Raw genomic sequence first — 23,520 nt, 5'->3', positions numbered from 1 at the left:
TTGAAAAAGTAACGAAAATCCCCTTTCCATATCAGGAAATGAATGGTAAACTATTCTCGTATGACTTTGATGTAACAAGGAGAAGACAAATGAAAAGGTTGTTGTATTATTTAAAGGACTATAAGTTCAAGGCGGTGATCGCCCCCTTGTTCAAGTGCCTGGAAGCCTGTTTTGAATTATTCGTGCCGCTGGTTGTTGCCAGCATGATTGACCAGGGAATCAGACAGGGGGACAATGCATACATCCTGCGGATGGCGGGGATGCTGGTATTGTTGGCGCTGATTGGGCTTGCCTGTTCGATTACGGCACAGTATTTTGCGGCAAAGGTGGCGATTCATGCGGGAACGAGCATGAGAAGTGACTTGTTTCGGAAGATCATGAGCCTTGAGTATGCGGATATTGATACAGTGGGGACTTCTACGCTGATTACCCGGATGACTTCAGATATCAATCAGGTGCAGACGGGAATCAATATGTTCCTGCGGCTTTTTATGCGGTCGCCTTTTATCGTATTTGGTGCGATGGTTATGGCATTTACGGTGGATGGAAAGGCAGCACTGATCTTCGTGGTGACGATTCCGGTACTTTCCCTGATTGTATTTTCTATTATGCTGTATTCGATGCCATTGTATAAGAAGGTGCAGAAGCAGCTTGATAAGGTAATGCTGATCACTAGGGAGAATATGCTGGGGGCCAGAGTTGTAAGAGCGTTCAACCGGCAGAAAAATGAGAAAGAAGATTTTAAGAAAGAGAATGACCTGCTGGTGTCTCTCCAGATCTTCGTGGGCAAGATCTCTGCGCTTTTGAATCCACTGACGTATATTGTGGTGAATCTGGCAGTGGTAGCGTTGCTTTATGTAGGAGGAACAAGAGTAGATGTTGGGGACCTAAGTCAGGGACAAGTAGTGGCGCTGGTAAACTATATGTTACAGATCCTGGTGGAATTGATTAAACTGGCGGATCTGATTATCTTGATGACGAAAGCATTTGCATGTATGTCCAGGGTGAGTGCGGTGTTCGAGATAGAGCCGGATGTAAGGAACTGCGAGGAAGCGGTTGCAGTGCCGGAACGTGCAAAGGGCATGGATAGCGAAGACGACAAGGATACTAAGGGCGGTGCCTGTGGCAGTACGGCGACAGAGCCTCTGCTGGTATTCGATCATGTGGAATTCACTTATGCAGGCAGTAAGGAAGCCAGTCTCATGAATGTGGATTTTACAGTAAATTCAGGTGAGACGGTAGGTGTCATTGGCGGTACAGGCAGTGGCAAGTCTACGTTAGTAAATCTGATCGCGCGGTTCTATGATGTGACAAAAGGTGAGATTCGTTTTAAGGGAATTCCGCTTCCCAAACTGGATCTGAGTGAACTGCGGAAATGTATCGGTGTTGTGCCGCAGAAGGCAGTGCTTTTCAAAGGTACTTTGCGTGAGAATATGCAGTGGGGTAAGAAAGATGCGACGGATGACCAGATTTATCAGGCGCTACGGATCGCCCAGGCAGCAGAATTCGTAGAGAAGAAACAGGAGGGCTTAGAACTTTCGATTGAGCAGAACGGAAGGAATCTAAGTGGAGGACAGCGGCAGCGTCTGACGATTGCAAGAGCCCTGGTAAGACAGCCAGAGATACTGATTCTGGATGATTCGGCGTCCGCTTTGGATTTTGCTACGGATGCGGCTCTTCGCAGGGCGATTCGGGAGAATACGGAGAATATGACAGTATTCCTGGTATCCCAGAGGGCGACTACGGTAAAGAATGCCGATAAGATAGTGGTTCTGGATGATGGAGAAGTGGCAGGAGTCGGAACCCATGAGCAGTTATTGGAAACCTGTGAGGTATACAGGGAGATCTGCCTGTCACAGTTATCCAAAGAGGAGGTGATGGGCCATGGCTGCTAAGAATCGTAATACGAAGAAAAATGATCCTGTGAGTAAACGTGAGAAAGAGAGCAGGAATAAAGCGACGCTTCGTAGGATTCTCAAATATATTTCGCGGTATAAATTGATGGTAGCTGCATCCATCCTATTGGCGGCGGTAGCAGTTGCGCTGACGCTGTATGTGCCGATTCTGATTGGTGAAGCGGTAGATCAGATTGTAGGACCAGGGGATGTGAATCTGCATGCCCTGTTGGAGATATTGAAGAAGATTGTAGTAATCACGCTGATTACAGCGGCGGCTCAATGGATTAAGAATCATATTAACAATCAGGTGACTTATCATGTAGTGGAAGATATCCGTACGAAAGCATTTAACCATATTCAGAAATTACCGGTCAGTTATGTGGATACACATCCTACGGGAGACATTGTAAGCCGGATTATCACGGATACGGATCAGTTTTCCGAAGGTCTGCTGATGGGCTTCACCCAGTTATTTACCGGAGTGACGACGATTGCAGGGACACTTTTGTTCATGTTGAGCATTAATCTTTGGATTACGCTTGTGGTAGTTGCGGTGACGCCGTTATCCTTCTTTGTAGCCAAATTCATCGCTAAGAGAACTTTTACCATGTTCAAATTCCAATCCGAGACGAGAGGGGCGATGACGGCGCTTACGGATGAAATGCTGGGGAATCTGAAAGTTGTGAAGGCATTTGCACATGAGGAAGAGGCGCAGAAGGAATTCGAAGAGATTAATCATAAGTTAGTCGGGTATTCCATGCGGGCAACTTTCTTCTCATCCATTGTCAATCCGTCTACCAGATTTGTGAATTCTATCGTGTATGCGGCGGTGGGATTCATCGGGGCTTTGATGGCGGTGAGAGGATATATTACGGTTGGACAGCTGACCAGTTTCCTGAATTATGCGAACCAGTATACGAAGCCGTTTAATGAGATCTCCGGTGTGGTAACAGAATTACAGAATTCGATTGCATCAGCATCCAGAGTCTTTGAGTTGATGGATGAGCCTGCGATGAAAGAAGATAGTGATGATGCGAGAGTGCTTCGTCAGGCAGAAGGCTATGTGGATATGGAGCGAGTGGACTTCAGTTATACGCTGGATACGGAATTGATTCAGGATCTGAATCTTCATGTGAAACCGGGACAGAGAGTGGCGATCGTCGGACCGACTGGATGTGGCAAGTCTACGCTGATTAATCTGTTGATGCGGTTCTATGAAGTGGATGAAGGCTCCATTAAGGTGGATGGTACAGATAATAGGGAAATTACCAGAGAAAGCCTGAGGGCGAATTTCGGAATGGTGTTGCAGGAGACCTGGCTTAAGTCATGTACGGTGCGGGAGAATATCGCCTATGGAAAACCAGATGCGACGGAGAATGAGATTATTCGTGCAGCAAAAGAAGCACATTGCCATAGTTTTATCATGCGTATGCCGGATGGCTATGATACAATACTTGGCGAGGATGGCGGCATGTTATCCCAGGGACAGAAGCAGTTGCTCTGTATTGCAAGAGTAATGCTATGCTTGCCACCGATGCTGATATTGGACGAAGCAACCTCCTCTATCGATACCAGAACAGAACTCAAGATACAGAATGCATTTGCGAAGATGATGGAAGGAAGAACTTCATTCATTGTAGCACATCGTCTGTCAACGATTAAAGAAGCAGATGTGATACTCGTTATGCGGGATGGAAATATCGTAGAACAAGGGACGCATCAGGAGTTGTTAGAGAGAAAAGGCTTCTACGAGAAACTTTATATGGCACAATTCTCACGCTAGGCATGAGACGTGCAAAAAATCAGAGGCAAGGATGGACGTTGTGCTCGCACATAAGACCATCCTTGCCTCTGATTTTTTATAGGGCGAAGCCCGTGGTCGATATGAAGCCCCGCTTCATATCGACCGCACGCCTCATACTGTCCCCATGTCGATCATACAATCACGCGAAGCCGTCAGGCGAGCCTATTGAGTCAAATCACGCGAAGCCGTCAGGCAAGCTCATTAACCCACTCGCCCCACAATTTGTCAAGGGCTAAAACTTTATAAAATTTCCCACCCAAACGAATATCAAAACACCATAATGAGAATCATTTTACTAGAGCAAAATTTACTTGATTCATCTAGGAGGGTTCTGATTATGGCACAGGGTAAAGTTGAGATCTGCGGTGTAAATACGGCGAAACTGCCAATCCTGAAGGAAGCGGAAAAAGAAGCACTATTCGTCCGAATTAAAGCCGGAGATGAGGATGCGAAAGAAGAATACATCAAAGGAAATCTAAGATTAGTATTAAGCGTTATTAAACGCTTTTCCAATAGCAATGAAAATCCTGACGATTTGTTTCAGATCGGGTGCATCGGGCTGATCAAGGCAATCAATAATTTTAACACAGAGTTAGATGTGAAGTTTTCTACCTATGCGGTTCCTATGATTATCGGGGAGATTCGCAGATACATGAGAGATAACAATTCGATCCGTGTAAGCCGTTCCCTGAGAGATACCGCTTATAAAGCAATCTACGCAAAAGAGAACTATGTCAAGCGGAATCTAAGAGAGCCGACCGTTCAGGAGATTGCAGAGGAGATCGGAATATCAAAAGAAGATATCGTATTCGCATTGGACGCGATTCAGGCGCCTATGAGCCTTCAGGAACCGGTCTATAATGATGGCGGAGATGCACTCTATGTCATGGATCAGTTAAGCGATACCAAGAATAAAGAAGAGAAGTGGATAGAAGATCTGTCGCTGGAGGCAGCGATGGAGCACTTAGGAGAGCGGGAACGATATATCATTAAACTGCGGTTTTTTGAGGGAAAGACACAGATGGAAGTGGCAGATGAGATACAGATCTCTCAGGCGCAGGTCAGCCGCCTGGAGAAGAATGCACTTCGGGTAATGCGGCAGTATCTCACATAAGGAAGAATAAAAAGGGGCAGGGCTATTTTAATTTGGGACAGGGTAAATTGAAAAAGGGACACCACAAATCGAATCGGGGACGGGGGAAATTGAAAAAACCCCCGTCCCCATATTGCATTTTTGGTACACTCATACTATGATTATGACATGGAGGACATTATTATGAAGGCATGTATCTTTGATTTAGATGGAACATTAACCAACACACTGGAATCTTTAACATATTCGGTAAAGGCGACTTTAAGAGAGATGAATCTCCCGGAGATTACGGAGGATGAATGCAGAAGGTTTGTAGGAAACGGAGCCAGAGTCCTGATGGAGTGTTCGCTTCGGGCATCCGGGGAGGAGAATCTTAAGAGGCTGGATGAAGGAATGGAGATATATGGACGTATATTTGATGAGAATTGTACATATCATGTAACACCCTATGAAGGAATTACCCAGATGCTCCAGGCACTGAAGGAGAGAGGAATCAAACTGGCGGTGTTGTCGAATAAGCCGCACCGGCAGACGGTGAAAGTAGTTCGGGAGATTTTTGGCGAAGACGTATTCGACTATGCACAGGGACAGCGGGAAGACATCGCAAGAAAGCCGGAACCGGCAGGGGTATACTATCTGATGGAACAGATGCAGGTGTCGAAGGAAGAGTGCCTGTATGTGGGGGACTCGGAGGTGGATATCCAGACGGGGCATAATGCCGGGGTTAAGACCATCAGCGTAGCATGGGGATTCAGAGATCAGGAGACGTTAGCAGCTGCAGGAGCCGATGTGATCATTGGCAGCCCGGAAGAGTTATTGCAGTTTGTGTAGATTGATTGGAGCAATCAAAGACAAAAATGGTTAAGGGAGGATTGGAATGATGTATGAGTACGATGAAGAATGCCTGCAGACATTTTTGAAGAATCAGGCACAATTGTTTGACGAGCCGGTGGCAGAGTCATTGGAGGAGGCAGAAGCATTCCTGGAGGACTGTATGGCAGTTGTAGTGGACAGCATTGAGGAAGTGAGGGATTTCCTTGAGAGCGAAGGGCTGGATGTAGAAGGAATGTCCATGGAAGAGATCGAAGAAGCGTCAGAAGTATTTTCCATTCCGGGCGGAAGATATCTGATCGTTGAAGGATAATATGTGGATTGGAACAGTGAAGAAAAAGCCGCAACTACTCGGTAGTTTCGGCTTTTTTCAATGCTTCGTCGATTGCATTTACAATAATCTGTGAAGTATACGGATTTTCTTCGGAATATTGGATATTCTCCAGAGACTGGTTATCATACACCTGTTCTGCAATTTCTTCAATGGTTGGCTGAATCAGCGGATACATGGTTGCTACCGTTTCATCCAGGTTCGAGAAGCGGATGGAGTTGATGTGGGATTCGTCCACGGTAACTTCCACTTCAAGGGCTGTATTATTTAGTGTGACCGTGGAGGTATAGACTCCCGGCATATATTTTTCTTCATTATTTTTGGCTTCTTTATTCTTGGGAAGGAACATGAATACCAGCAACAGTATCAGTATGATAGCCAGTGCGGCGAAAACTACTGTGTAGATAATCTCCTTCATATGCAATACGACGATTTTTGTTTTGGAACTCATAGAGACCTCCTGTATTGTACATAATATAGTTGTTTTCTATAATGTATGATAAAAGAGGGAAAAATATGCAGAAAAATTCTTCAGTACCCCTATCGACACAAGATTGATGCTTACCTGTCTTGCCAAAATCCCCCACTTCTTGTATAATAAAAAACTACGATTTCCAGCGATATGCATGCTGTAAGCTGACAGGAGCCGGCAGAGGCATGTGGTTTAGAAAATTTGGGAAAATAAAACTGAGGTGAAGAGAATGTATATCATTGCAGGATTGGGAAATCCAACGTCACAGTACGAGGGAACCCGGCATAACGTGGGATTCGATGTCATAGATGCTCTTGCAGACAAATATAATATATCTGTGGATGGCAGAAAGAGCCGTGCGTTCATTGGAAAAGGAATCATCGAAGGACAGAAAGTGATTCTTGTAAAGCCCCAGACGTATATGAATCTAAGTGGGGAGAGCATCCGGGGACTGGTGGATTATTATAAGATTGATGAAGAGCAGGAACTCCTGGTCATTTATGATGATGTAAGCCTGGATGTGGGACAGCTTCGCATCCGCAAGAAAGGAAGCGCCGGCGGTCATAATGGAATCAAGAGTATTATTGCTAATCTTGGAACGCAAGTGTTTCCGAGGATTAAGGTAGGAGTTGGCGAGAAGCCGAAGAAATATGACCTGGCTGACTATGTTCTTGGACATTTTTCCAAAGCAGACCGGGAGATTATGGAGGAAGGCTACCAAAAGGCAGTGAAAGCCATCGAAATGATTCTGAAAGGCGAACTGGAGGCGGCTATGAACGAGTATAACAGAAAAGTAAAGCCTAAGGAGGCATAAGATATGCAAGCCCTAACCAGGCCATTGAATGAATTGGCAGAATTTGAGGAGATTTATAAGAAACGGATGAAAGAGCCGGGAATGATACGAGTCTGCGGCTGTGTCAATTCCCAGAAATCCCATATGATGTATGCACTGAGCGATGACTGTTATTATAAAGTCATCGCTTGTTCCAGTGAATCGAAAGCCAAACAGGTCTATGAAGAATATCGTTTTCTGGATTCGGAGACCTATCTGTATCCGGCAAAAGACCTTCTGTTTTATCAGGCGGATCTTCGAAGCAAGGAACTGGTAAGACAGCGGATGGAAGTACTTCAGGCAATTGTTGCGGGAGGTCCAATTACAGTGGTGACCAGTTTTGATGCTTTCATGGATTCGCTTCTTCCAAAAGAAGTGATTGGAGAAAGAATCATTCATATTGAAAGTGACAGTATCTTGAATCTGGAAGACATGCAGAGGCGTTTGACCTCGTTAGGCTACGACCGGGAGGTGCAGATTGAAGCGCCGGGACAATTCGCAGTCCGGGGAGGAATTCTGGATGTCTATCCATTGACGGAAGAACTTCCGGTACGTATAGAACTTTGGGGCGACGAGGTGGATTCGATCCGCACCTTTGATGTGGAGACCCAGAGATCCATAGAGAATCTGACGGAGGTATCAATCTGTCCCGCAGCTGAATTCCCACAGGAGGGAGAGCGAGGAGTCTCATTCCTGGATTACCTTCCTGTGGAGGATACCATCCTATTCCTGAATGAGCCTGTCCGGCTGATTGAAAAGGGACAGGGCGTGGAAGAAGAATTCATGGAAGCGCAGAAAAAGCGTGTTGAGAGCGGATATGAGATGACGGATGGAGAAGTGCGGTTGTATCAGACGGAAGAAGTGTTGGATAAGATCAATGCTTATCGAAGCATTGGTTTTTTTGCGCTAGATATGCGATGTAAGGGGCTTTTGTCGCGGGATTCTTATAGTTTGCAGACCAAGAGCGTGAATCCATATAACAGTAGTTTTGATGCACTGACCCAGGATCTGAAGCGTTTAAAAAGGAATGGATACCGTGTAATCTTATTGTCCGGTTCCAGAACCAGAGCAAAGAGATTGGCAGAGGATCTGCGGGACTATAATCTAAGCAGTTACTACAGCGATGATATGGATCGGGAAGTGATGCCGGGAGAGATTATGACCGCATATGGGCATGTGGCAGAAGGATACGAATATCCCTTGCTTAAGTTCACAGTCATCTCAGAGACGGATATCTTTGGTAAGGCAAAAAAGAAGAAAAAGAGAAAAACCTATGAAGGACGAAAGATTCAGAACTTCGCAGAGTTAAAGCCGGGAGATTATGTAGTCCATGAAAATCACGGGCTTGGAATCTATCAGGGAATCGAGAAGATTGAGGTAGATAAGGTAGCCAAAGATTATATGAAGATCTCCTATGCACAGGGCGGGAATCTCTATATTCCTGCAACGCAGTTAGATTTGATTCAGAAATATGCAAGTGCGGATGCAAAGAAACCGAAACTGAACCGCCTTGGCACTCAGGAATGGAATAAGACGAAGACTAGGGTAAGAGGAGCGGTTCGGGAGATTGCCAAAGATCTGGTAAAACTCTATGCAGCCAGACAGGAACAGGAGGGCTATGTATATGGCGAGGATACCGTCTGGCAGAAGGAGTTCGAAGAGATGTTCCCATTCGAAGAGACGGAGGATCAGCTGCTTGCCATTGAAGCGGTGAAACGAGATATGCAGAGCCACAAGATTATGGATCGCCTGATCTGTGGAGATGTAGGATACGGCAAGACGGAGATTGCGATTCGTGCCGCGTTTAAAGCGGTGCAGGAGAATAAGCAGGTGGTATATCTGGTGCCGACGACCATATTGGCGCAGCAGCACTATAATACATTCCTGCAGCGGATGAAGGATTTCCCTGTTCGGGTAGACCTGATGTGCAGATTCCGGACGCCTGCCCAGCAGAAGAAGACCATAGAGGATACGAAGCGAGGTCTTGTGGATATTATAATCGGTACCCACAGAGTATTGGGAAATGATCTGAAATTCAAAGACCTTGGACTTCTGATCATCGATGAGGAACAGCGTTTTGGCGTACAGCACAAAGAGAAGATTAAGCAGTTAAAAGAGAATGTCGACGTATTGACACTGACGGCCACACCGATTCCAAGAACACTTCATATGAGTCTGATTGGAATACGCGATATGAGTGTCCTGGAAGAAGCGCCGAATGACCGTATGCCGATCCAGACCTATGTGATGGAATATAATGATGAGATGGTACGTGAGGCCATTGAGAGAGAATGCAGCAGACAGGGACAGGTATATTATGTCTATAACAGGGTAGAGGATATTGCTGAGGTGACTGCCCATATCCAGAAACTGGTGCCGGATGTTACGGTGGAATTCGCCCATGGGCAGATGAAGGAACACCAGTTAGAGAAGATCATGTATGATTTCATCAATGGAGAGATTGATGTTCTGGTATCCACGACTATCATTGAGACCGGACTGGATATCTCTAATGTAAATACGATGATCATTCACGATTCTGACCGCCTGGGACTCTCCCAACTGTACCAGCTTCGCGGAAGAGTGGGACGCTCGAATCGAATGGCATATGCATTCCTCCTATATCGTAGAGATAAGATGTTAAAAGAAGTAGCGGAGAAGAGGCTGTCCGCCATTCGGGAGTTCACAGATCTTGGCTCTGGCTTCAAGATTGCCATGCGGGATCTTGAGATCCGGGGAGCAGGGAACCTTCTGGGAGCGGAGCAGCACGGACATATGGAAGCCGTCGGCTATGATATGTATTGCAAGATGCTTAATGAGGCGGTCAAGCATCTGAAGGGCGAGATGGAAGAAGAGACTTATGCTACGACCATGGATCTGAATGTAGATGCTTATATTCCGGATTCCTATATCCCGAATGAGTATCAGAAACTGGATATCTATAAACGGATTGCTGCGATTGAGGATGAAGAAGAGAAAGATGATATGGTAGAAGAACTGATTGATCGGTTCGGAGATATTCCAAAGAAGGTGGAGAAACTCTTAGAAGTCGCAAGTCTGAAAGCACTTGCGCACAATGTCTATGTGACATCAGTAGAGCAGAAAGGCGAAGTGTATACATTTACTATGTATGAAAAGGCGAAGATACAGACTACGAAGATACCACAGCTCCTAGAATCATTCAAAGGAGAACTGGTCATCAAGGCAGACTCAGAGAATCCATGTTTTATCTATGAGAAGAAGATAAGGAATAAGAAGGAAAAGGGAGTGGATGCCCTGGCAGTTGTGAAAAATGTGTTAATTGGTTTGAAGGGATTGATTGACCGGTAAAAAAAGTATATAATATAGTGGTTAACGGTACTAAGGAGGGTATATAAGAAGATGAAAAGGAAGATATTGGTACTCGCGATGGCTGGGATGATGGCAGTGACTTCTCTTACCGGTTGTGGTTCGCTGAAAGAGGATGATGTGGCAGTCACTGTTAATGATAAGGAGATTACGGCAGGTGTGGCAAATTTCTACGCAAGATATGTACAGGCACAGTATGAGACCTATTATTCTGCTTATCTGGGAGATGATATGTGGAATTCAGAGGCATCTGAAGGCAAGACTTATGAAGAGTCTGTGAAGGATTCCGTGTTGAAGGAACTGGAGACGATGGTTCTTCTGGAAGAGCATATGGATGAGTATGAAGTATCATTGTCCGATGAAGAGAAGGAAGTCATTGACAAGTCTGTGAAAGAATTCGATGAGGCGAATGCTCTGGATGACAAGGAGCTGGTATCCGGTTCGAAAGAGACGGTTAAGCGTATCATGACACTGATGGCAATTCAGCAGAAGATGAAGGATGCGATTCAGGCGGGTGTGGATACGGAGGTTTCCGATGAGGAAGCAGCACAGAAGAGTATGCAGTATGTATTGTTCTCATATACATCAACGGATGAGAACGGAGAGTCTGTGGATCTGACAGATGAAGAGAAGGCAGAGGTTAAGAATCAGGCGACAGCATTCGCGGAAGGCGCCAAAGCAGCTGAGGACTTCAGCGCTTATGCGACAGAACAGGGTGCAGAGGCGAAGACAGCAACGTTTGATGCAGAGAGCACTTCTCCATCCGAGGATCTGATCAAAGCAGCCGATGCATTGGAAGAGGGCGGCGTGACAGACGTGATTGAGACGGATACAGGATGCTATGTTGCGAAGGTGACAAGTCTTCTGGATCGTGAGGCGACCGATTCGAAGAAGCAGACGATTATCAGTGAGAGAGAGCAGCAGCTCTATACAGATACCTGTGATGAGTGGCTTGATAAGGCAGAGATTAAGGTACATGAGAGTGTATGGAAGAAGATTGACTTTAGCGATATGTCAGTTACGATCAGACAGGATGATTCAGAGCCGTATGCAGATACCGTCCAGACGGATGATGTGGCGGATTCTGGTTCGGAGAGTGAATAAGATTGGAGAAATGAAAAAGATAGTAAATGGTCCGGTGTTATATTAACCGGACCATTTGTTATGCCTTTATTATGTCAGATTCTATTCAAGAATGACGAATCTTGAAGAGTCGTTTCAGAGATTAACTCATCAAAGATGTCAGAATCTCATTCACTAACTTGCCATCAGCCTTGCCTTTTACCTTCGGCATCAGGACTTTCATGATCTTACCCTTATCTTTGGCAGTTGGTGCTTCAATACCGACTTCTGCCAAGGTAGCAGTGATTACCTCTCTGATCTCTGTCTCATCCATCATCTTAGGAGCATATTGCTCTAATACAGCCAGACGCTTGTTGCATTCTTCGATAATCTCAGTGCGGTCTGCAGGAGTCATCTCCAGAGTCTCTTTGGTCTGCTTAATCTCTTTCATGATGACCTGTGTTTCTTCTTCTTCCGTCAGATCCGCGCGTTTGTCAATTGCTTTATTCTTAAGAGCAGCCAGCAGCATGGACAGTGTTTCCTTGGTTTCCTTGTCTCCGGCTTTCATGGCTTTGACCATATCGCCGCGAACTTCTTCAATTTTACTCATGATTAATCCCTCCTAGTCTTGTCTTCCCATTATTATACAGAAGTATGTGTAAAATATCCAGTGGAAAATGAACGGATGAAGAATAAGAAAGTAACAGTTCAGCCATAAGCCGGATTGTGGGCGAATCATGCTTGCATGAATGAACACACAATCCGGCTTATGAGCAGAGCGCCATTTTATGAGCAAAAAGAGCTGCGTAGCAGCGGAGAAGCATCGCAGATGCGTTTTGCGAATGGCGCGGGCTGAACTGTTACATAAGAAAAGGAAAAAAGCGGCTGCATTCTGCTGAGTTCAGGAGAAGATATCAGTTCTCAACACTGAAATATTTTCACAAAGAATTGGGAATATAAAGAATAGGGGCATTAGACTGATTCAAAACGGAAATCACTTCATTCGCGCAACATCTATTGTCGTCAGGATCAATCTCTGGTACGATAGATACAACAAAGAAAGGAAGTGAAGCATATGGTAATACAAGATAGTTATATTACGATTGCCTGGCTGGTACTTCTGATATTACTTCTGATCATTGAGATCATTACGGTAGGGCTGACCAGTATCTGGGCGGCAGGCGGTGCTCTGGTGGCGCTGATCCTCAATATCCTGGGTATTCCGCTTGCAGGACAGGTGGCAGCATTTCTCATCGTAACCTTCGTGCTTCTGATTTTTACAAGACCGTTTGCAGTGAAGTTCATCAATACCGATCGGGTGAAGACGAATTACGAAGGGATCATCGGCAAGACGATCCGCATTGCGGAGAGAGTGGATAATATCAGACAGACGGGGATGGCAGTTGTGAGCGGTCAGGAGTGGACCGTGAGAGCGGAATCTGATGATGAGATTCTGGAACCGGACATGCTGGCGAAAGTAGTGAACATATCAGGAGTAAAACTGATTGTAAGAAAGTATGAGGAGGAATAGAGTATGGTAGGATTTATTGTAATGGTAATTGTGGTTGTGATTGTATTGTTGCTATTGATTTCCTGTATTAAGATTGTGCCGCAGGCAAAAGCAATGGTTGTGGAGCGTCTGGGAGCGTATCAGGCGACATGGAGTACCGGGCTGCATTTTAAGGTGCCGATTATTGACCGTGTTGCAAGAAGCGTTGACTTAAAAGAGCAGGTAGTGGATTTTGCGCCGCAGCCGGTTATCACGAAAGATAACGTTACGATGAGAATTGATACGGTTGTGTTCTATCAGATTACAGACCCGAAGATGTTCTGCTATGGTGTGGCGAACCCGATTATGGCAATTGAGAACCTGACTGCGACAACGCTTCGTAATATTATCGGTGACCTGGAACTGGATGAGACACTCACTTCCAGAGAGACGATCAATACAAAGATGAGATCATCGCTTGATGTAGCAACAGATCCCTGGGGAATCAAGGTGAACCGTGTAGAACTTAAGAACATCATCCCTCCGGCAGCGATCCAGGATGCGATGGAGAAGCAGATGAAGGCAGAACGTGAACGTCGTGAAGCAATTCTTCGTGCAGAAGGAGAGAAGAAGTCTACCATCCTTGTTGCAGAAGGCCAGAAAGAATCTGCGATTTTGGATGCAGAAGCCGAGAAGCAGGCAGCGATCTTACGTGCTGAGGCTAAGAAGGAAGCCATGATCCGTGAGGCAGAAGGTGAGGCTGAGGCGATTATGAAGGTACAGCAGGCGAATGCAGATGGTATCCGTTTCCTGAAAGAAGCGGGGGCAGATGAGGCTGTTCTTACGATTAAGAGTCTGGAAGCATTCGAGAAAGCAGCAGACGGCAAGGCAACGAAGATCATTATTCCATCTGAGATTCAGGGGCTTGCAGGTCTGGTTAAGAGTGCGAAGGAGATTGTTGAAGAGTAGGTTGAGAAAGGTAAGGACGGAATTCGTACGCTGCCGCAAGAATGCTGCGGGAATACTGCATGATTGCAGGCGGCTGCGGATGGATTAGAAAGAGGAGGCAGAGTAATGACGCATATATTGATTCTGGAAGATGACAGGAATTCTATGGAAGCCCTGGAGAAGATTCTTATGGAATATTCAGAAGATATCTGTGTGCATACTGCCTCCTCTTACAGGGAAGCGAAAGACTTGCTGGATGCGGATATACAGTATGGTATCTTCCTCCTGGATGTGAATCTGGGGGGAGAGAACCGGGAGGATATCGGCGGGATTATCTTCGCAAGAGAGATACGGGAACAGTTCCGTTATACATTTACGCCGATTGTCATGGTAACTTCCGTAGGCGCAATGGAGATGCAGGCATACAGGGAATTACACTGTTACCAGTATATCATGAAGCCTTTTTGGCCGGAGCAGGTGAAAGAAGTGGTTCGGAAAGTACTGGAAAAAGAGAGACAGGATAAGAAGAAAGAATCTCCGTCCGTTGTCGTTAAGAAAGACGGAGTGAATTATCAGGTGAAGTGTGAAGACATCCGCTATATAGAAGCGATTCCCCGTGGAATCCGGATTCACATGAAGAAAGAAGATTGGAATGTTCCCTATGTAACGTTGAAACAGATTCTGATGAAGGTTCCGGATGGAATGTTTCTTCAATGCCATCGCATGTTCGCTGTGAACCGGCGGGAAGTGGAATACTATGATACGGTGAATCGGATCGTGAAATTAAAAGACTGCAAGGATATTGTAGAAATAGGAGTGACCTATAAGTCTGAGATTGGGAGGCTGATTGGTGGTTAATTGGGTAAGAAAGTTTTTATACAGGATCTTTTGCGTGATTGCGCTTCTGGTGTCTGTGTATCTGGTGGTGGATTTCCTGGTAAGCGGGACATTCGATTACCGGATTTTTCTTATGTTTCTTCTGATGGTAGTCGTAATTGTATGGGGAATTGCAGACTGGCGTAAAAGTTATATTTTGATGCAGCAAAAAGAGTCCGAGTTGAAATTGTATCAGCATTATATCCAGCCGCTTGAGGAACTGGTAAAAGAAATACGTGCGAAGCAGCATGAGTTCGATAATCATATGAATGCGATTCTGAATATGTATCTGACGGTGGATAACTATGAGGAACTGGTAGAACGCCAATCTGCATACATTACAGAAGTCATTAAAGATGACGATAGCCGGCAGTATCTTCCTCTCCTTAGGATTAGTGATAAGGTTCTGGCAGGCTTCCTCTACAGTAAGATTGTACGTGCTCCTTCGTATGTTAAAACAGAAGTAGAAGTTAAGAGTCTGGAGATTATATCGGGGATATCGGAGCATCATCTGATTGAGATTGTCGGTACATTGGTGGATAACGCTTATGAGGCGTGTACAAAAGAGCGTTCCCAGGTTATCATGGAACTGGATTCAGAAGATGACAGATTGGTATTTATGATCAAGAATCAGGTGGAAGATATGAAACTTCGGAATATTAACCGTTTCTTTGAAAAGGGATATTCTACCAAAAGCGAGGATGGAAGGCATGGTCTGGGGCTGTATAATGCGAAGATGCTGATTGAGCGCTATCATGGAGACATTATCGTGAGTACAGAGAGTGCGAATGACAGAGAGTACATCTGCATGAAAGTGATCGTATAAGAAGCAGGTATAAAATTCTCCTTTTTACAGATACTATTTCCAGTGATGGAAAGTATAGTAAATGGAGGATTTTTTTATATGAAAGCAACAGGAATTGTACGTCGTATAGATGATCTTGGGAGAGTGGTCATACCAAAAGAGATTAGAAGGACTTTAAGAATTCGGGAAGGTGATCCGCTAGAGATATTCACTGACCGGGAAGGAGAGATTATCCTTAAGAAATATTCGCCAATCGGAGAGTTGTCTACATTCGCCAGGCAGTATGCCGAGAGTCTTTCCCAGACGCTTGGATGCCTGGTCTGCGTGTGCGACATGGATCAGATCATAGCGGCAGCTGGCGCGGGAAAGAAGGATCTCCAGGATAAATACATCAGCCGGCAGTTAGAGAAACAGTTAGGCGATAGAACCCAGTTGGTGGCAGCGGCAGGGGAGAAGAAGTATATCGCTGTATCAGACAGTCAGGAGGAAGAATACGAATATGAGGTCATCAGCCCGATCATCTGTGAAGGAGATGTCATCGGAGGAGTTATCCTTCTGTCGAAAGATGCCAAGAAGAAACTGACAGAACTGGAACAGAAGATGGCAGTATGTGCGGCAGGATTCTTAGGCAGCCAGATGGAGCAATAGAGGCAGATTGGAGAAATCAAGGAATAATTCGGGACTTCCCGTCATACCTTGTGATAGACAAGGAGGGATGGGAGATGGAGAGACAGGTTCGAAAAGATTCCAAGGTTATGTGGGTATTAAAATCACTTCTGGCTTCTTATGTTGTGACAGGAATTCTGCTGCTGTTAATGGCAATGGCGCTGTATAAACTGGAATTGAATGAGAAAGCAGTGTCGGCGGCAATTGTAGCAATCTACATTATGGCAACTCTGATTGGTGGGATTATCATCGGCAAATTTGCCAAAGTAAAGAGATTCTTATGGGGGTTAGGTCTTGGAATTGGATATTTTGCCTTGCTTTTGTTGATTACGCTGGGTGTATACCATACGCTGAATGGAGATGGAACCAATCTGGTGACCACGTTTATCCTGTGTGCAGGCGGCGGAATGGCTGGCGGCATGTTATCGTGATAAAGTTATTGCGAAAATAGCCATGAAATGCTATAATAACAGAAGTTAACCAAAGGTAAGGAGGAGCATGAACATGAAACATGTAAAGACATTAAATACACAGACCATGAATAACAACATGAAGAAGAGTGGATGCGGCGAGTGCCAGACATCTTGCCAGTCAGCATGTAAGACTTCCTGTACAGTAGGAAATCAGACTTGCGAACAGAAGAAATAGTTTAGAATTATATGGAATACTCGGGACAGCGGTCTTAAGGGTCGCTGTTTCTTGTTGTATAAGATTGTTTGTTGAAAAGTGTAAAGTCTCATAGTAAGTGAGAGTTCTCATAAGAAAATGAAAGGGGTACATAGCCTTGGTTCATCAGTACAAGAATAATGGATATAATATCGTCATGGATGTTTACAGCGGTGCTGTCCATGTGGTAGACGATGTATGCTATGACGTGATTGCATGCCTGAATGAGAGGGAAGAGGAACATACGGCAGATACTTTGAAGGAGCCGTCTGTGCTTGTGGATCTCAGGAAGGGATTTGAGCAGAGGTATAAGGAAGATGAGATTAAGGATGCTCTGTCAGATGTGATCGAACTGACAGAAGCAGGACAGTTATTTGTAAAAGATACATATGAATGCATGATCGAAGAAGTGAAGAAGAGAAAAACGGTAGTTAAAGCCCTCTGTCTTCATATTGCACATGACTGTAACCTTGCCTGTAAGTATTGTTTTGCAGAAGAGGGAGAATATCATGGCAGACGCGCGTTGATGAGTTATGAAGTGGGAAAGAAAGCACTGGATTTCCTGATCGCTCATTCAGGCAACCGCCACAACCTGGAAGTGGATTTCTTCGGCGGGGAACCGCTGATGAACTGGCAGGTTGTGAAGGATCTTGTGGCTTACGGAAGAGAGCAGGAGAAGATTCATAACAAGCATTTCCGTTTTACCGTGACAACGAATGGAGTTCTGCTGAACGATGAAGTGCAGGAATTCGTGAATAAAGAGATGGATAATGTAGTCCTAAGTCTGGATGGAAGAAAAGAGATTAATGACCTGATGCGTCCATTCAGGAATGGAAAAGGCAGTTACGACCTGATTGTTCCGAAGTTCCAGAAACTTGCAGACAGCAGGAATCAGGAGAGATACTACATTCGTGGAACATTTACAAGGAATAATCTGGACTTTTCTCAGGATATTCTGCACTTTGCAGATCTTGGCTTCAAGCAGATGTCGATTGAGCCGGTGGTTGGAGACGAGAGCGATCCGTATGCAATCCGTGAAGAGGACATTCCGGCGATCAAAGAAGAATACGATAAACTTGCGAAGATTATGATTGAGCGCGAAAAAGAAGGAAAAGGTTTTAATTTCTTCCATTTTATGATAGACTTAGACGGTGGACCTTGTGTAGCGAAGAGATTGTCCGGATGTGGTTCCGGAACAGAGTATCTGGCAGTTACACCTTGGGGAGACTTGTATCCGTGTCATCAGTTTGTAGGACAGGAAGAATTCCTGATGGGGAATGTAGATGAAGGTATCGTAAAACCGGAGATTGCAGATGATTTCCGCAGTTGTAACGTATATTCGAAGGACAAGTGCAGAGATTGTTTTGCCAAATTCTACTGCAGTGGGGGATGTATGGCAAATTCTTATAATTTCCACGGTACGATTCACGACACCTATGATATTGGATGCGAGATGCAGCGTAAGCGTGTAGAGTGCGCAATTATGATAAAAGCAGCTTTGGCAGAGGAATAGGACGAGGCGAAAGCGAAGGAAAGCAGAAAGGAAGTATATCATGAAGAAGAACAAAGGCATACTGAGCCTCCTGTTGACAGTGGTATTGATTGCACTGTTAGGATTCACGGTACTGGTTGGATTCGGCAAGACCGGAACCGGGGCAATGAAGAATATTAAGTTAGGTCTGGACCTTGCAGGTGGTGTCAGTATCACGTATCAGGTAAAAGACGATCATCCGTCGGATGAAGAGATGAGTGATACCATCTACAAACTTCAGAAACGTGTAGAGCAGTATAGTACAGAAGCAAGTGTATATCAGGAAGGCAATGACAGAATTAATATTGAGATTCCTGGTGTTACCGATGCGAATGCGATTCTGGACGAACTTGGAAAACCAGGTTCCCTGGAGTTCCAGACACAGGATGGAGAGACGGTTATTACAGGATCAGATGTTGAGACGGCGTCCGCAAGATCGGGTGAAGACAGCATGGGCAACAAGGAGTATTCTGTAGAACTGAATCTGACGGAAGAGGGAAAAGAGAAGTTTGCAGAGGCAACTGAGGCGAATGTCGGCAAGCAGATTGCAATTATCTATGATGGAGAGACCATCAGCAGCCCTCAGGTAAAGCAGGCAATTACCGGAGGACAGGCGTATATTACTGGTAACTTTAGTTATGAAGAGGCAGATAACCTGGCTTCGACGATCCGAATCGGTGGATTGAAACTGGAATTAGAAGAACTTCGTTCTAATGTAGTTGGCGCTCAGTTAGGAGAGCAGGCAATCAGCACCAGTTTGAAAGCCGGAGCGATTGGTCTGGCACTGATCATCATCTTCATGATCTGTGTATACTATCTCCCGGGACTCGCTTCCGGATTGGCACTGATTATCTATACGGAGTTGGTATTACTGATTCTGAATGCATTTAATATCACCCTGACATTACCAGGTATTGCAGGTATTATCCTGGGTATTGGTATGGCGGTCGATGCGAATGTTATTATCTTCGCTCGTGTCCGTGAAGAGATGTCACGCGGAAAGAGCGTGAAGAATTCCCTGAAGACAGGTTTCCAGAAAGCCATGTCTGCGATTGTGGATGGTAACGTAACGACTCTGATTGCAGCAGCAGTTCTGTGGATGAAAGGATCTGGTACGGTCAAGGGATTTGCGCAGACATTGGCGATCGGTATCATCGTATCTATGTTTACTGCGCTTGTGATTACCAGATTGATCGTATTCGCATTCTATGCGGTAGGGCTTCGCAGTGAGAAGATGTACTATCGTCCAAGAAAAGAGAGAGAACCGATTCGTTTTGTGGAGAAGAGGAGAGTGTTCTTCGGTATCTCCGTTGCGTTAATCGCAGCAGGATTGATCGTGATGGGTGTGAACTCTTCTAAGGGAAATGGAGCATTCGCATACGGTCTTGAGTTTGAAGGTGGTACATCTACGAATGTAACCTTTAATGAAGATTACTCAATTGATGAGATAGATGAGAAGATTGTACCGATTGTAGAGGAAGTAACCGGAGATCACAACGTACAGACTCAGAAGGTTGCAGGAACGAATCAGGTAATCATTAAGACGGTTACTCTGGAACTGGATCAGCGTGAAGCATTGAATCAGGCGATGGTGGATAACTTCCAGGTAGATGAATCTAAGATTACTGCTGAGAATATTAGTTCTACTGTAAGTAATGAGATGCGTCAGGATGCAGTTGTTGCCGTAATTATTGCAACGATCTGTATGCTTCTGTACATCTGGTTTAGGTTCAAGGATATCCGTTTTGCTGCAAGTGCGATCTTCGCGCTTCTGCATGATGTGCTGGTAGTTATCGGATTCTATGCAATTGCAAGAATATCCGTAGGTAATACATTTATCGCATGTATGCTGACCATTGTTGGTTATTCTATCAATGCAACAATCGTTATCTTCGACCGTATCCGTGAGGAACTTCACTATCAGACGAAGACAACGGAGTTGATCGATGTGGTAAATAAGAGTATTACTCAGACACTTACCAGAAGTATCTATACTTCGCTTACAACATTCGTGATGGTGGCAATCCTCTACATTATGGGAGTAAGTTCCATTCGTGAATTTGCAGCACCATTGATGGTAGGTGTTATCTGCGGAGCATATTCTTCTGTATGTATTACAGGTGCTCTGTGGTATGTAATGAAGAAGATTGGAAAAAAACCAGCTGCCCAGAAGAATAGCAAGAAGTAATAGGATGTAAGGAAAAAGCAGCCATTGTTGTAGAGATATGACATGGCTGCTTTTTACTAGTTGGGTTCATAATTGATGTAAAAAAGAGGATTAGAACGAAGGAGGAAAAAGAGTGGAGCGTTGGACGTTACTAAGGAAAGGCGCAGATTTTGAGCGGATAGGGAAAAAGTTTGGAATCAGCCCACGTCTTGCCTGTCTGATTAGGAATCGGGATGTGGTAGGAGATGAAGCAGTTGACCGGTATCTGAATGGAACGATTGCAGATCTGTATGATGGGATGTTAATGAAAGATATGGATAGGGCATTAGACATCTTGAGGGAGAAGATTGCAGATCATGAGAAGATAAGGGTGATCGGAGACTATGATATCGATGGAATCAATGCTACATATATCTTACTTGAAGGCTTAGAGAGGCTGGGGGCAGACGTGGATAGTGATATTCCGGATCGTATGAAGGATGGCTATGGCTTGAATATTGAACTGATTGAAAGAGCCATACAAGAAGGAGTCGATACGATTGTAACCTGCGATAATGGGATTGCCGCATCGGAGGAGATTGCTTACGGCAAGAGTCTCGGAATGACCATTATTGTAACGGATCATCATGAAGTTCCATATGATGAGGAAGAGGGGGAGAAGCATTACCGTCTTCCCCCGGCAGACGCGGTCATCGATCCAAAGCAGCCTGGATGTGAATATCCGTTCAAAGGGCTGTGCGGAGCGGCAATTGCCTATAAATTAGTGGAGGCTCTCTGTGAGTCTATGGGAAAGGATGTAGAAGATCTGGATTATCTGATCGAGAATGCAGCGATTGCCACGGTGGGAGATGTCATGGATCTGGAGAACGAGAACCGTATACTGGTGAAAGAGGGGCTGCAGATGCTGACAAGAACCCACAACTATGGCTTGCGTTCCCTGATCGAATGCACCGGACTTGAAAAGGACAGAATCCGCGCATATCACATAGGATTTGTATTGGGACCATGCCTGAATGCAAGCGGAAGACTGGATACGGCAAAAAGAGCCTTGGAACTGCTGAGGGCAAAGAATAAAAAAGAGGCAGATATGCTGGCAGGAGATCTGAAAGCCTTGAATGACAGCCGAAAAGACATGACGGAAATCGCCGTCAAGCAAGCTGTCGAACAAGTAGAGACTACTTCCATAGGAGGAGATAATGTTCTTCTGATCTATCTTCCTGAGTGCCACGAAAGCCTTGCAGGAATCGTAGCAGGAAGAATCAGAGAACGTTATTACAAACCAACATTCGTGCTAACCGATGCAGAAGACGGAGCAAAAGGCTCCGGACGTTCCATAGACGCATATCATATGTATGAAGGACTTAGCCAATGCAAAGACCTCCTTACAAAGTTCGGTGGTCACAAACTGGCAGCAGGACTCTCCCTGAAAAAAGAAAACATAGAACCCCTCCGCAGATTGCTCAATGAGAACGCCACTCTCCAGGAAGAAGACTTGTCCGAGAAAGTAGTCATAGACATGGAGATGCCCTTCTCCTGCGTCACCGAAGCCCTGGTTCAAGAACTATCCCTCCTCGAACCCTTCGGCAAAGGCAATACAAAACCCATCTTCGCCGCCAAAAACATCGAGATCCTATCCGGACGCCTCCTCGGCAAGAACAAAAACGTCCTAAAAATGCAGGTAAGAGACTCCGCCCAGACCGAGATTGAAGCCCTATGCTTCAGCAATACAGAACAATTCCTCGCCTTGCTGGAAGAACGCTATGGCAAACATCAAGTAGAAAACATGCTGATTGGAAGAAGAACCCAGATGACCATATCCATCACCTACTACCCCGACATCAACGAATACATTGGTCAAAAAACCCCACAGATTATCATCACCCACTACCGCTAAAGCCCTACCACCAGCTACCTCCTCACCGCAAAATCTGTTGCCGGAATTCTCGTCATTACTCGCGCCTGGCCAGTACACAGCAGTTAGTTCACCGGAATGTTACCACGTTTGCGTGGAATATGCAGGCGCTCAGAACTGCGTCCACTCGCCACTCCCCGCGAATAATCGAGAATTCCCGGGAAAAATGCAGAATTATTTGAAAAACCCAGTAACTAATGCTATACTAATGAATGTATTTTAACAGGAATGGAGAGATTATTATGAAACCGATTGAAGAGTATGTAAGAAGTATTCCGGATTTCCCAGAACCGGGAATCATATTCAGGGATGTAACCAGTGTATTACAGGATGCTGATGGTCTGACCCTGGCAATAGACCTTATGCAGGAGAAATTAAAAGACGTAGAATTCGACGTAGTTGTAGGCCCTGAATCAAGAGGATTTATTTTCGGTGTGCCAATCGCCTATAACCTGCACAAACCATTCATCCCGATCCGCAAAAAAGGAAAACTTCCATGTGAGACGGTTTCTATCAAATACGAACTGGAATATGGAACAGCAGAGATCGAGATGCATCGTGATGCAATCAAGCCAGGACAGAAAGTAGTCATTATTGATGACCTGATTGCAACAGGCGGAACCAACGAAGCAATGGTGAAACTTGTAGAAGGTCTTGGCGGAGAAGTTGTGAAGGCTGTATTTTTGATGGAACTGGAAGGTCTGAAGGGAAGAGACAGACTGAAAGGCTATAACGTAGAGTCCGTGATTGCATATCCGGGTAAATAGATACGCAAGAGAAAATATTAGA

Annotated in this window: 21 protein-coding genes; 19 read left to right on the top strand and 2 right to left on the bottom strand. The window is 45.1% G+C overall.

The window, feature by feature from the left end; genetic code table 11:
* The first annotated feature begins 89 nt into the window (after window positions 1-89).
* The 5 genes from ACQRBN_RS10685 (at window position 90) to ACQRBN_RS10665 (ending at window position 5,939) form a co-directional block, all read left to right on the top strand.
* Window positions 90-1,895 (top strand): ABC transporter ATP-binding protein, encoded by a 1,806-nt coding sequence (locus tag ACQRBN_RS10685; protein ID WP_427738966.1) that lies wholly within the window; start codon window positions 90-92, stop codon window positions 1,893-1,895.
* A gap of 106 nt (window positions 1,896-2,001) precedes the next feature.
* The gene (locus ACQRBN_RS10680; protein ID WP_427738974.1) at window positions 2,002-3,681 is read left to right on the top strand and encodes an ABC transporter ATP-binding protein; all 1,680 of its coding nucleotides are present in this window, start codon (window positions 2,002-2,004) and stop codon (window positions 3,679-3,681) included.
* Window positions 3,682-4,039: 358 nt separating this feature from the next.
* Window positions 4,040-4,816: an RNA polymerase sporulation sigma factor SigG gene (gene sigG, locus ACQRBN_RS10675; RefSeq protein WP_427738965.1), complete on the top strand. Its 777-nt coding sequence runs from the start codon at window positions 4,040-4,042 to the stop codon at window positions 4,814-4,816.
* 162 nt (window positions 4,817-4,978) lie between these two features.
* The gene (locus ACQRBN_RS10670) at window positions 4,979-5,626 is read left to right on the top strand and encodes an HAD family hydrolase (RefSeq protein WP_427738964.1); all 648 of its coding nucleotides are present in this window, start codon (window positions 4,979-4,981) and stop codon (window positions 5,624-5,626) included.
* Between the two features lie 49 nt (window positions 5,627-5,675).
* A complete protein-coding gene (locus ACQRBN_RS10665) occupies window positions 5,676-5,939 on the top strand; it encodes a glyoxalase (protein ID WP_427738972.1) in 264 nt (87 codons plus the stop codon).
* Window positions 5,940-5,973: 34 nt separating this feature from the next.
* Here the strand turns inward: ACQRBN_RS10665 and ACQRBN_RS10660 are convergent, their stop codons facing one another.
* On the bottom strand, window positions 5,974-6,408 hold the full coding sequence (locus ACQRBN_RS10660) for an FMN-binding protein (protein ID WP_427738963.1): 435 nt from the start codon (window positions 6,406-6,408) through the stop codon (window positions 5,974-5,976).
* A 250-nt stretch (window positions 6,409-6,658) separates the two neighbouring features.
* Between ACQRBN_RS10660 and pth the strand changes: the two genes are divergently transcribed.
* The 3 genes from pth to ACQRBN_RS10645 are packed head-to-tail and all read left to right on the top strand — an operon-like array spanning window position 6,659 to window position 11,713.
* Window positions 6,659-7,243 carry an aminoacyl-tRNA hydrolase gene (gene pth, locus ACQRBN_RS10655; RefSeq protein WP_427738970.1) on the top strand — a complete coding sequence of 195 codons (585 nt, stop codon included), beginning with the start codon at window positions 6,659-6,661 and terminating at the stop codon, window positions 7,241-7,243.
* Window positions 7,244-7,246: 3 nt separating this feature from the next.
* Window positions 7,247-10,591 (top strand): transcription-repair coupling factor, encoded by a 3,345-nt coding sequence (mfd, locus tag ACQRBN_RS10650; RefSeq protein ID WP_427738962.1) that lies wholly within the window; start codon window positions 7,247-7,249, stop codon window positions 10,589-10,591.
* A 51-nt stretch (window positions 10,592-10,642) separates the two neighbouring features.
* Window positions 10,643-11,713, top strand: coding sequence for a peptidyl-prolyl cis-trans isomerase (locus ACQRBN_RS10645; protein WP_427738961.1), 1,071 nt, complete (start codon window positions 10,643-10,645; stop codon window positions 11,711-11,713).
* A 121-nt stretch (window positions 11,714-11,834) separates the two neighbouring features.
* Here ACQRBN_RS10645 and ACQRBN_RS10640 read toward each other — a convergent pair whose 3' ends face one another.
* The gene (locus ACQRBN_RS10640; RefSeq protein ID WP_427738960.1) at window positions 11,835-12,281 is read right to left on the bottom strand and encodes a GatB/YqeY domain-containing protein; all 447 of its coding nucleotides are present in this window, start codon (window positions 12,279-12,281) and stop codon (window positions 11,835-11,837) included.
* Between the two features lie 465 nt (window positions 12,282-12,746).
* Between ACQRBN_RS10640 and ACQRBN_RS10635 the strand changes: the two genes are divergently transcribed.
* The 11 genes from ACQRBN_RS10635 to ACQRBN_RS10585 all read left to right on the top strand — a co-directional run bounded on the left by ACQRBN_RS10635 (window position 12,747) and on the right by ACQRBN_RS10585 (window position 23,498).
* A complete protein-coding gene (locus ACQRBN_RS10635; RefSeq protein ID WP_427738959.1) occupies window positions 12,747-13,202 on the top strand; it encodes an NfeD family protein in 456 nt (151 codons plus the stop codon).
* A gap of 3 nt (window positions 13,203-13,205) precedes the next feature.
* Window positions 13,206-14,129 carry an SPFH domain-containing protein gene (locus ACQRBN_RS10630; protein WP_427738958.1) on the top strand — a complete coding sequence of 308 codons (924 nt, stop codon included), beginning with the start codon at window positions 13,206-13,208 and terminating at the stop codon, window positions 14,127-14,129.
* A 105-nt stretch (window positions 14,130-14,234) separates the two neighbouring features.
* Window positions 14,235-14,966 carry a LytR/AlgR family response regulator transcription factor gene (locus tag ACQRBN_RS10625; RefSeq protein ID WP_427738957.1) on the top strand — a complete coding sequence of 244 codons (732 nt, stop codon included), beginning with the start codon at window positions 14,235-14,237 and terminating at the stop codon, window positions 14,964-14,966.
* A complete protein-coding gene (locus tag ACQRBN_RS10620; protein ID WP_427738956.1) occupies window positions 14,959-15,810 on the top strand; it encodes a sensor histidine kinase in 852 nt (283 codons plus the stop codon). The genes ACQRBN_RS10625 and ACQRBN_RS10620 overlap by 8 nt, the downstream gene beginning before the upstream one ends.
* A 78-nt stretch (window positions 15,811-15,888) precedes the next feature.
* The gene (gene spoVT / locus ACQRBN_RS10615) at window positions 15,889-16,437 is read left to right on the top strand and encodes a stage V sporulation protein T (protein WP_427738955.1); all 549 of its coding nucleotides are present in this window, start codon (window positions 15,889-15,891) and stop codon (window positions 16,435-16,437) included.
* A gap of 74 nt (window positions 16,438-16,511) precedes the next feature.
* Window positions 16,512-16,886, top strand: coding sequence for a TIGR04086 family membrane protein (locus ACQRBN_RS10610; RefSeq protein ID WP_427738954.1), 375 nt, complete (start codon window positions 16,512-16,514; stop codon window positions 16,884-16,886).
* A gap of 73 nt (window positions 16,887-16,959) precedes the next feature.
* A complete protein-coding gene (scfA, locus tag ACQRBN_RS10605; protein WP_427738953.1) occupies window positions 16,960-17,103 on the top strand; it encodes a six-cysteine ranthipeptide SCIFF in 144 nt (47 codons plus the stop codon).
* Between the two features lie 136 nt (window positions 17,104-17,239).
* On the top strand, window positions 17,240-18,634 hold the full coding sequence (scfB, locus tag ACQRBN_RS10600) for a thioether cross-link-forming SCIFF peptide maturase (RefSeq protein WP_427738952.1): 1,395 nt from the start codon (window positions 17,240-17,242) through the stop codon (window positions 18,632-18,634).
* Window positions 18,635-18,674: 40 nt separating this feature from the next.
* The gene (gene secD / locus ACQRBN_RS10595) at window positions 18,675-20,840 is read left to right on the top strand and encodes a protein translocase subunit SecD (protein WP_427738950.1); all 2,166 of its coding nucleotides are present in this window, start codon (window positions 18,675-18,677) and stop codon (window positions 20,838-20,840) included.
* 112 nt (window positions 20,841-20,952) lie between these two features.
* Complete coding sequence (gene recJ / locus ACQRBN_RS10590; protein ID WP_427738948.1) at window positions 20,953-22,713, top strand: single-stranded-DNA-specific exonuclease RecJ; 1,761 nt, start codon at window positions 20,953-20,955, stop codon at window positions 22,711-22,713.
* A 260-nt stretch (window positions 22,714-22,973) separates the two neighbouring features.
* Complete coding sequence (locus ACQRBN_RS10585) at window positions 22,974-23,498, top strand: adenine phosphoribosyltransferase (RefSeq protein ID WP_427738947.1); 525 nt, start codon at window positions 22,974-22,976, stop codon at window positions 23,496-23,498.
* Window positions 23,499-23,520 lie beyond the last annotated feature (22 nt).

Source organism: Bariatricus sp. SGI.154, from assembly GCF_050313795.1.
In the GTDB taxonomy this organism is placed as follows: Bacteria; Bacillota; Clostridia; order Lachnospirales; family Lachnospiraceae; genus CAMBRQ01.
Note: the sequence above shows the minus strand (reverse complement) of the source record. Positions and strands in the feature narration are given on the sequence as shown.

Bases quoted from the DNA above. Each gene is read 5' to 3' on its own strand.
- ACQRBN_RS10685 (WP_427738966.1), top strand. From the start codon at position 90: ATGAAAAGGTTGTTGTATTATTTAAAGGACTATAAGTTCAAGGCGGTG.
- ACQRBN_RS10680 (WP_427738974.1), top strand. From the start codon at position 2,002: ATGGTAGCTGCATCCATCCTATTGGCGGCGGTAGCAGTTGCGCTGACG.
- sigG (WP_427738965.1), top strand. From the start codon at position 4,040: ATGGCACAGGGTAAAGTTGAGATCTGCGGTGTAAATACGGCGAAACTG.
- ACQRBN_RS10670 (WP_427738964.1), top strand. From the start codon at position 4,979: ATGAAGGCATGTATCTTTGATTTAGATGGAACATTAACCAACACACTG.
- ACQRBN_RS10665 (WP_427738972.1), top strand. From the start codon at position 5,676: ATGTATGAGTACGATGAAGAATGCCTGCAGACATTTTTGAAGAATCAG.
- ACQRBN_RS10660 (WP_427738963.1), bottom strand. From the start codon at position 6,408: ATGAGTTCCAAAACAAAAATCGTCGTATTGCATATGAAGGAGATTATC.
- pth (WP_427738970.1), top strand. From the start codon at position 6,659: ATGTATATCATTGCAGGATTGGGAAATCCAACGTCACAGTACGAGGGA.
- mfd (WP_427738962.1), top strand. From the start codon at position 7,247: ATGCAAGCCCTAACCAGGCCATTGAATGAATTGGCAGAATTTGAGGAG.
- ACQRBN_RS10645 (WP_427738961.1), top strand. From the start codon at position 10,643: ATGAAAAGGAAGATATTGGTACTCGCGATGGCTGGGATGATGGCAGTG.
- ACQRBN_RS10640 (WP_427738960.1), bottom strand. From the start codon at position 12,281: ATGAGTAAAATTGAAGAAGTTCGCGGCGATATGGTCAAAGCCATGAAA.
- ACQRBN_RS10635 (WP_427738959.1), top strand. From the start codon at position 12,747: ATGGTAATACAAGATAGTTATATTACGATTGCCTGGCTGGTACTTCTG.
- ACQRBN_RS10630 (WP_427738958.1), top strand. From the start codon at position 13,206: ATGGTAGGATTTATTGTAATGGTAATTGTGGTTGTGATTGTATTGTTG.
- ACQRBN_RS10625 (WP_427738957.1), top strand. From the start codon at position 14,235: ATGACGCATATATTGATTCTGGAAGATGACAGGAATTCTATGGAAGCC.
- spoVT (WP_427738955.1), top strand. From the start codon at position 15,889: ATGAAAGCAACAGGAATTGTACGTCGTATAGATGATCTTGGGAGAGTG.
- ACQRBN_RS10610 (WP_427738954.1), top strand. From the start codon at position 16,512: ATGGAGAGACAGGTTCGAAAAGATTCCAAGGTTATGTGGGTATTAAAA.
- scfA (WP_427738953.1), top strand. From the start codon at position 16,960: ATGAAACATGTAAAGACATTAAATACACAGACCATGAATAACAACATG.
- secD (WP_427738950.1), top strand. From the start codon at position 18,675: ATGAAGAAGAACAAAGGCATACTGAGCCTCCTGTTGACAGTGGTATTG.
- ACQRBN_RS10585 (WP_427738947.1), top strand. From the start codon at position 22,974: ATGAAACCGATTGAAGAGTATGTAAGAAGTATTCCGGATTTCCCAGAA.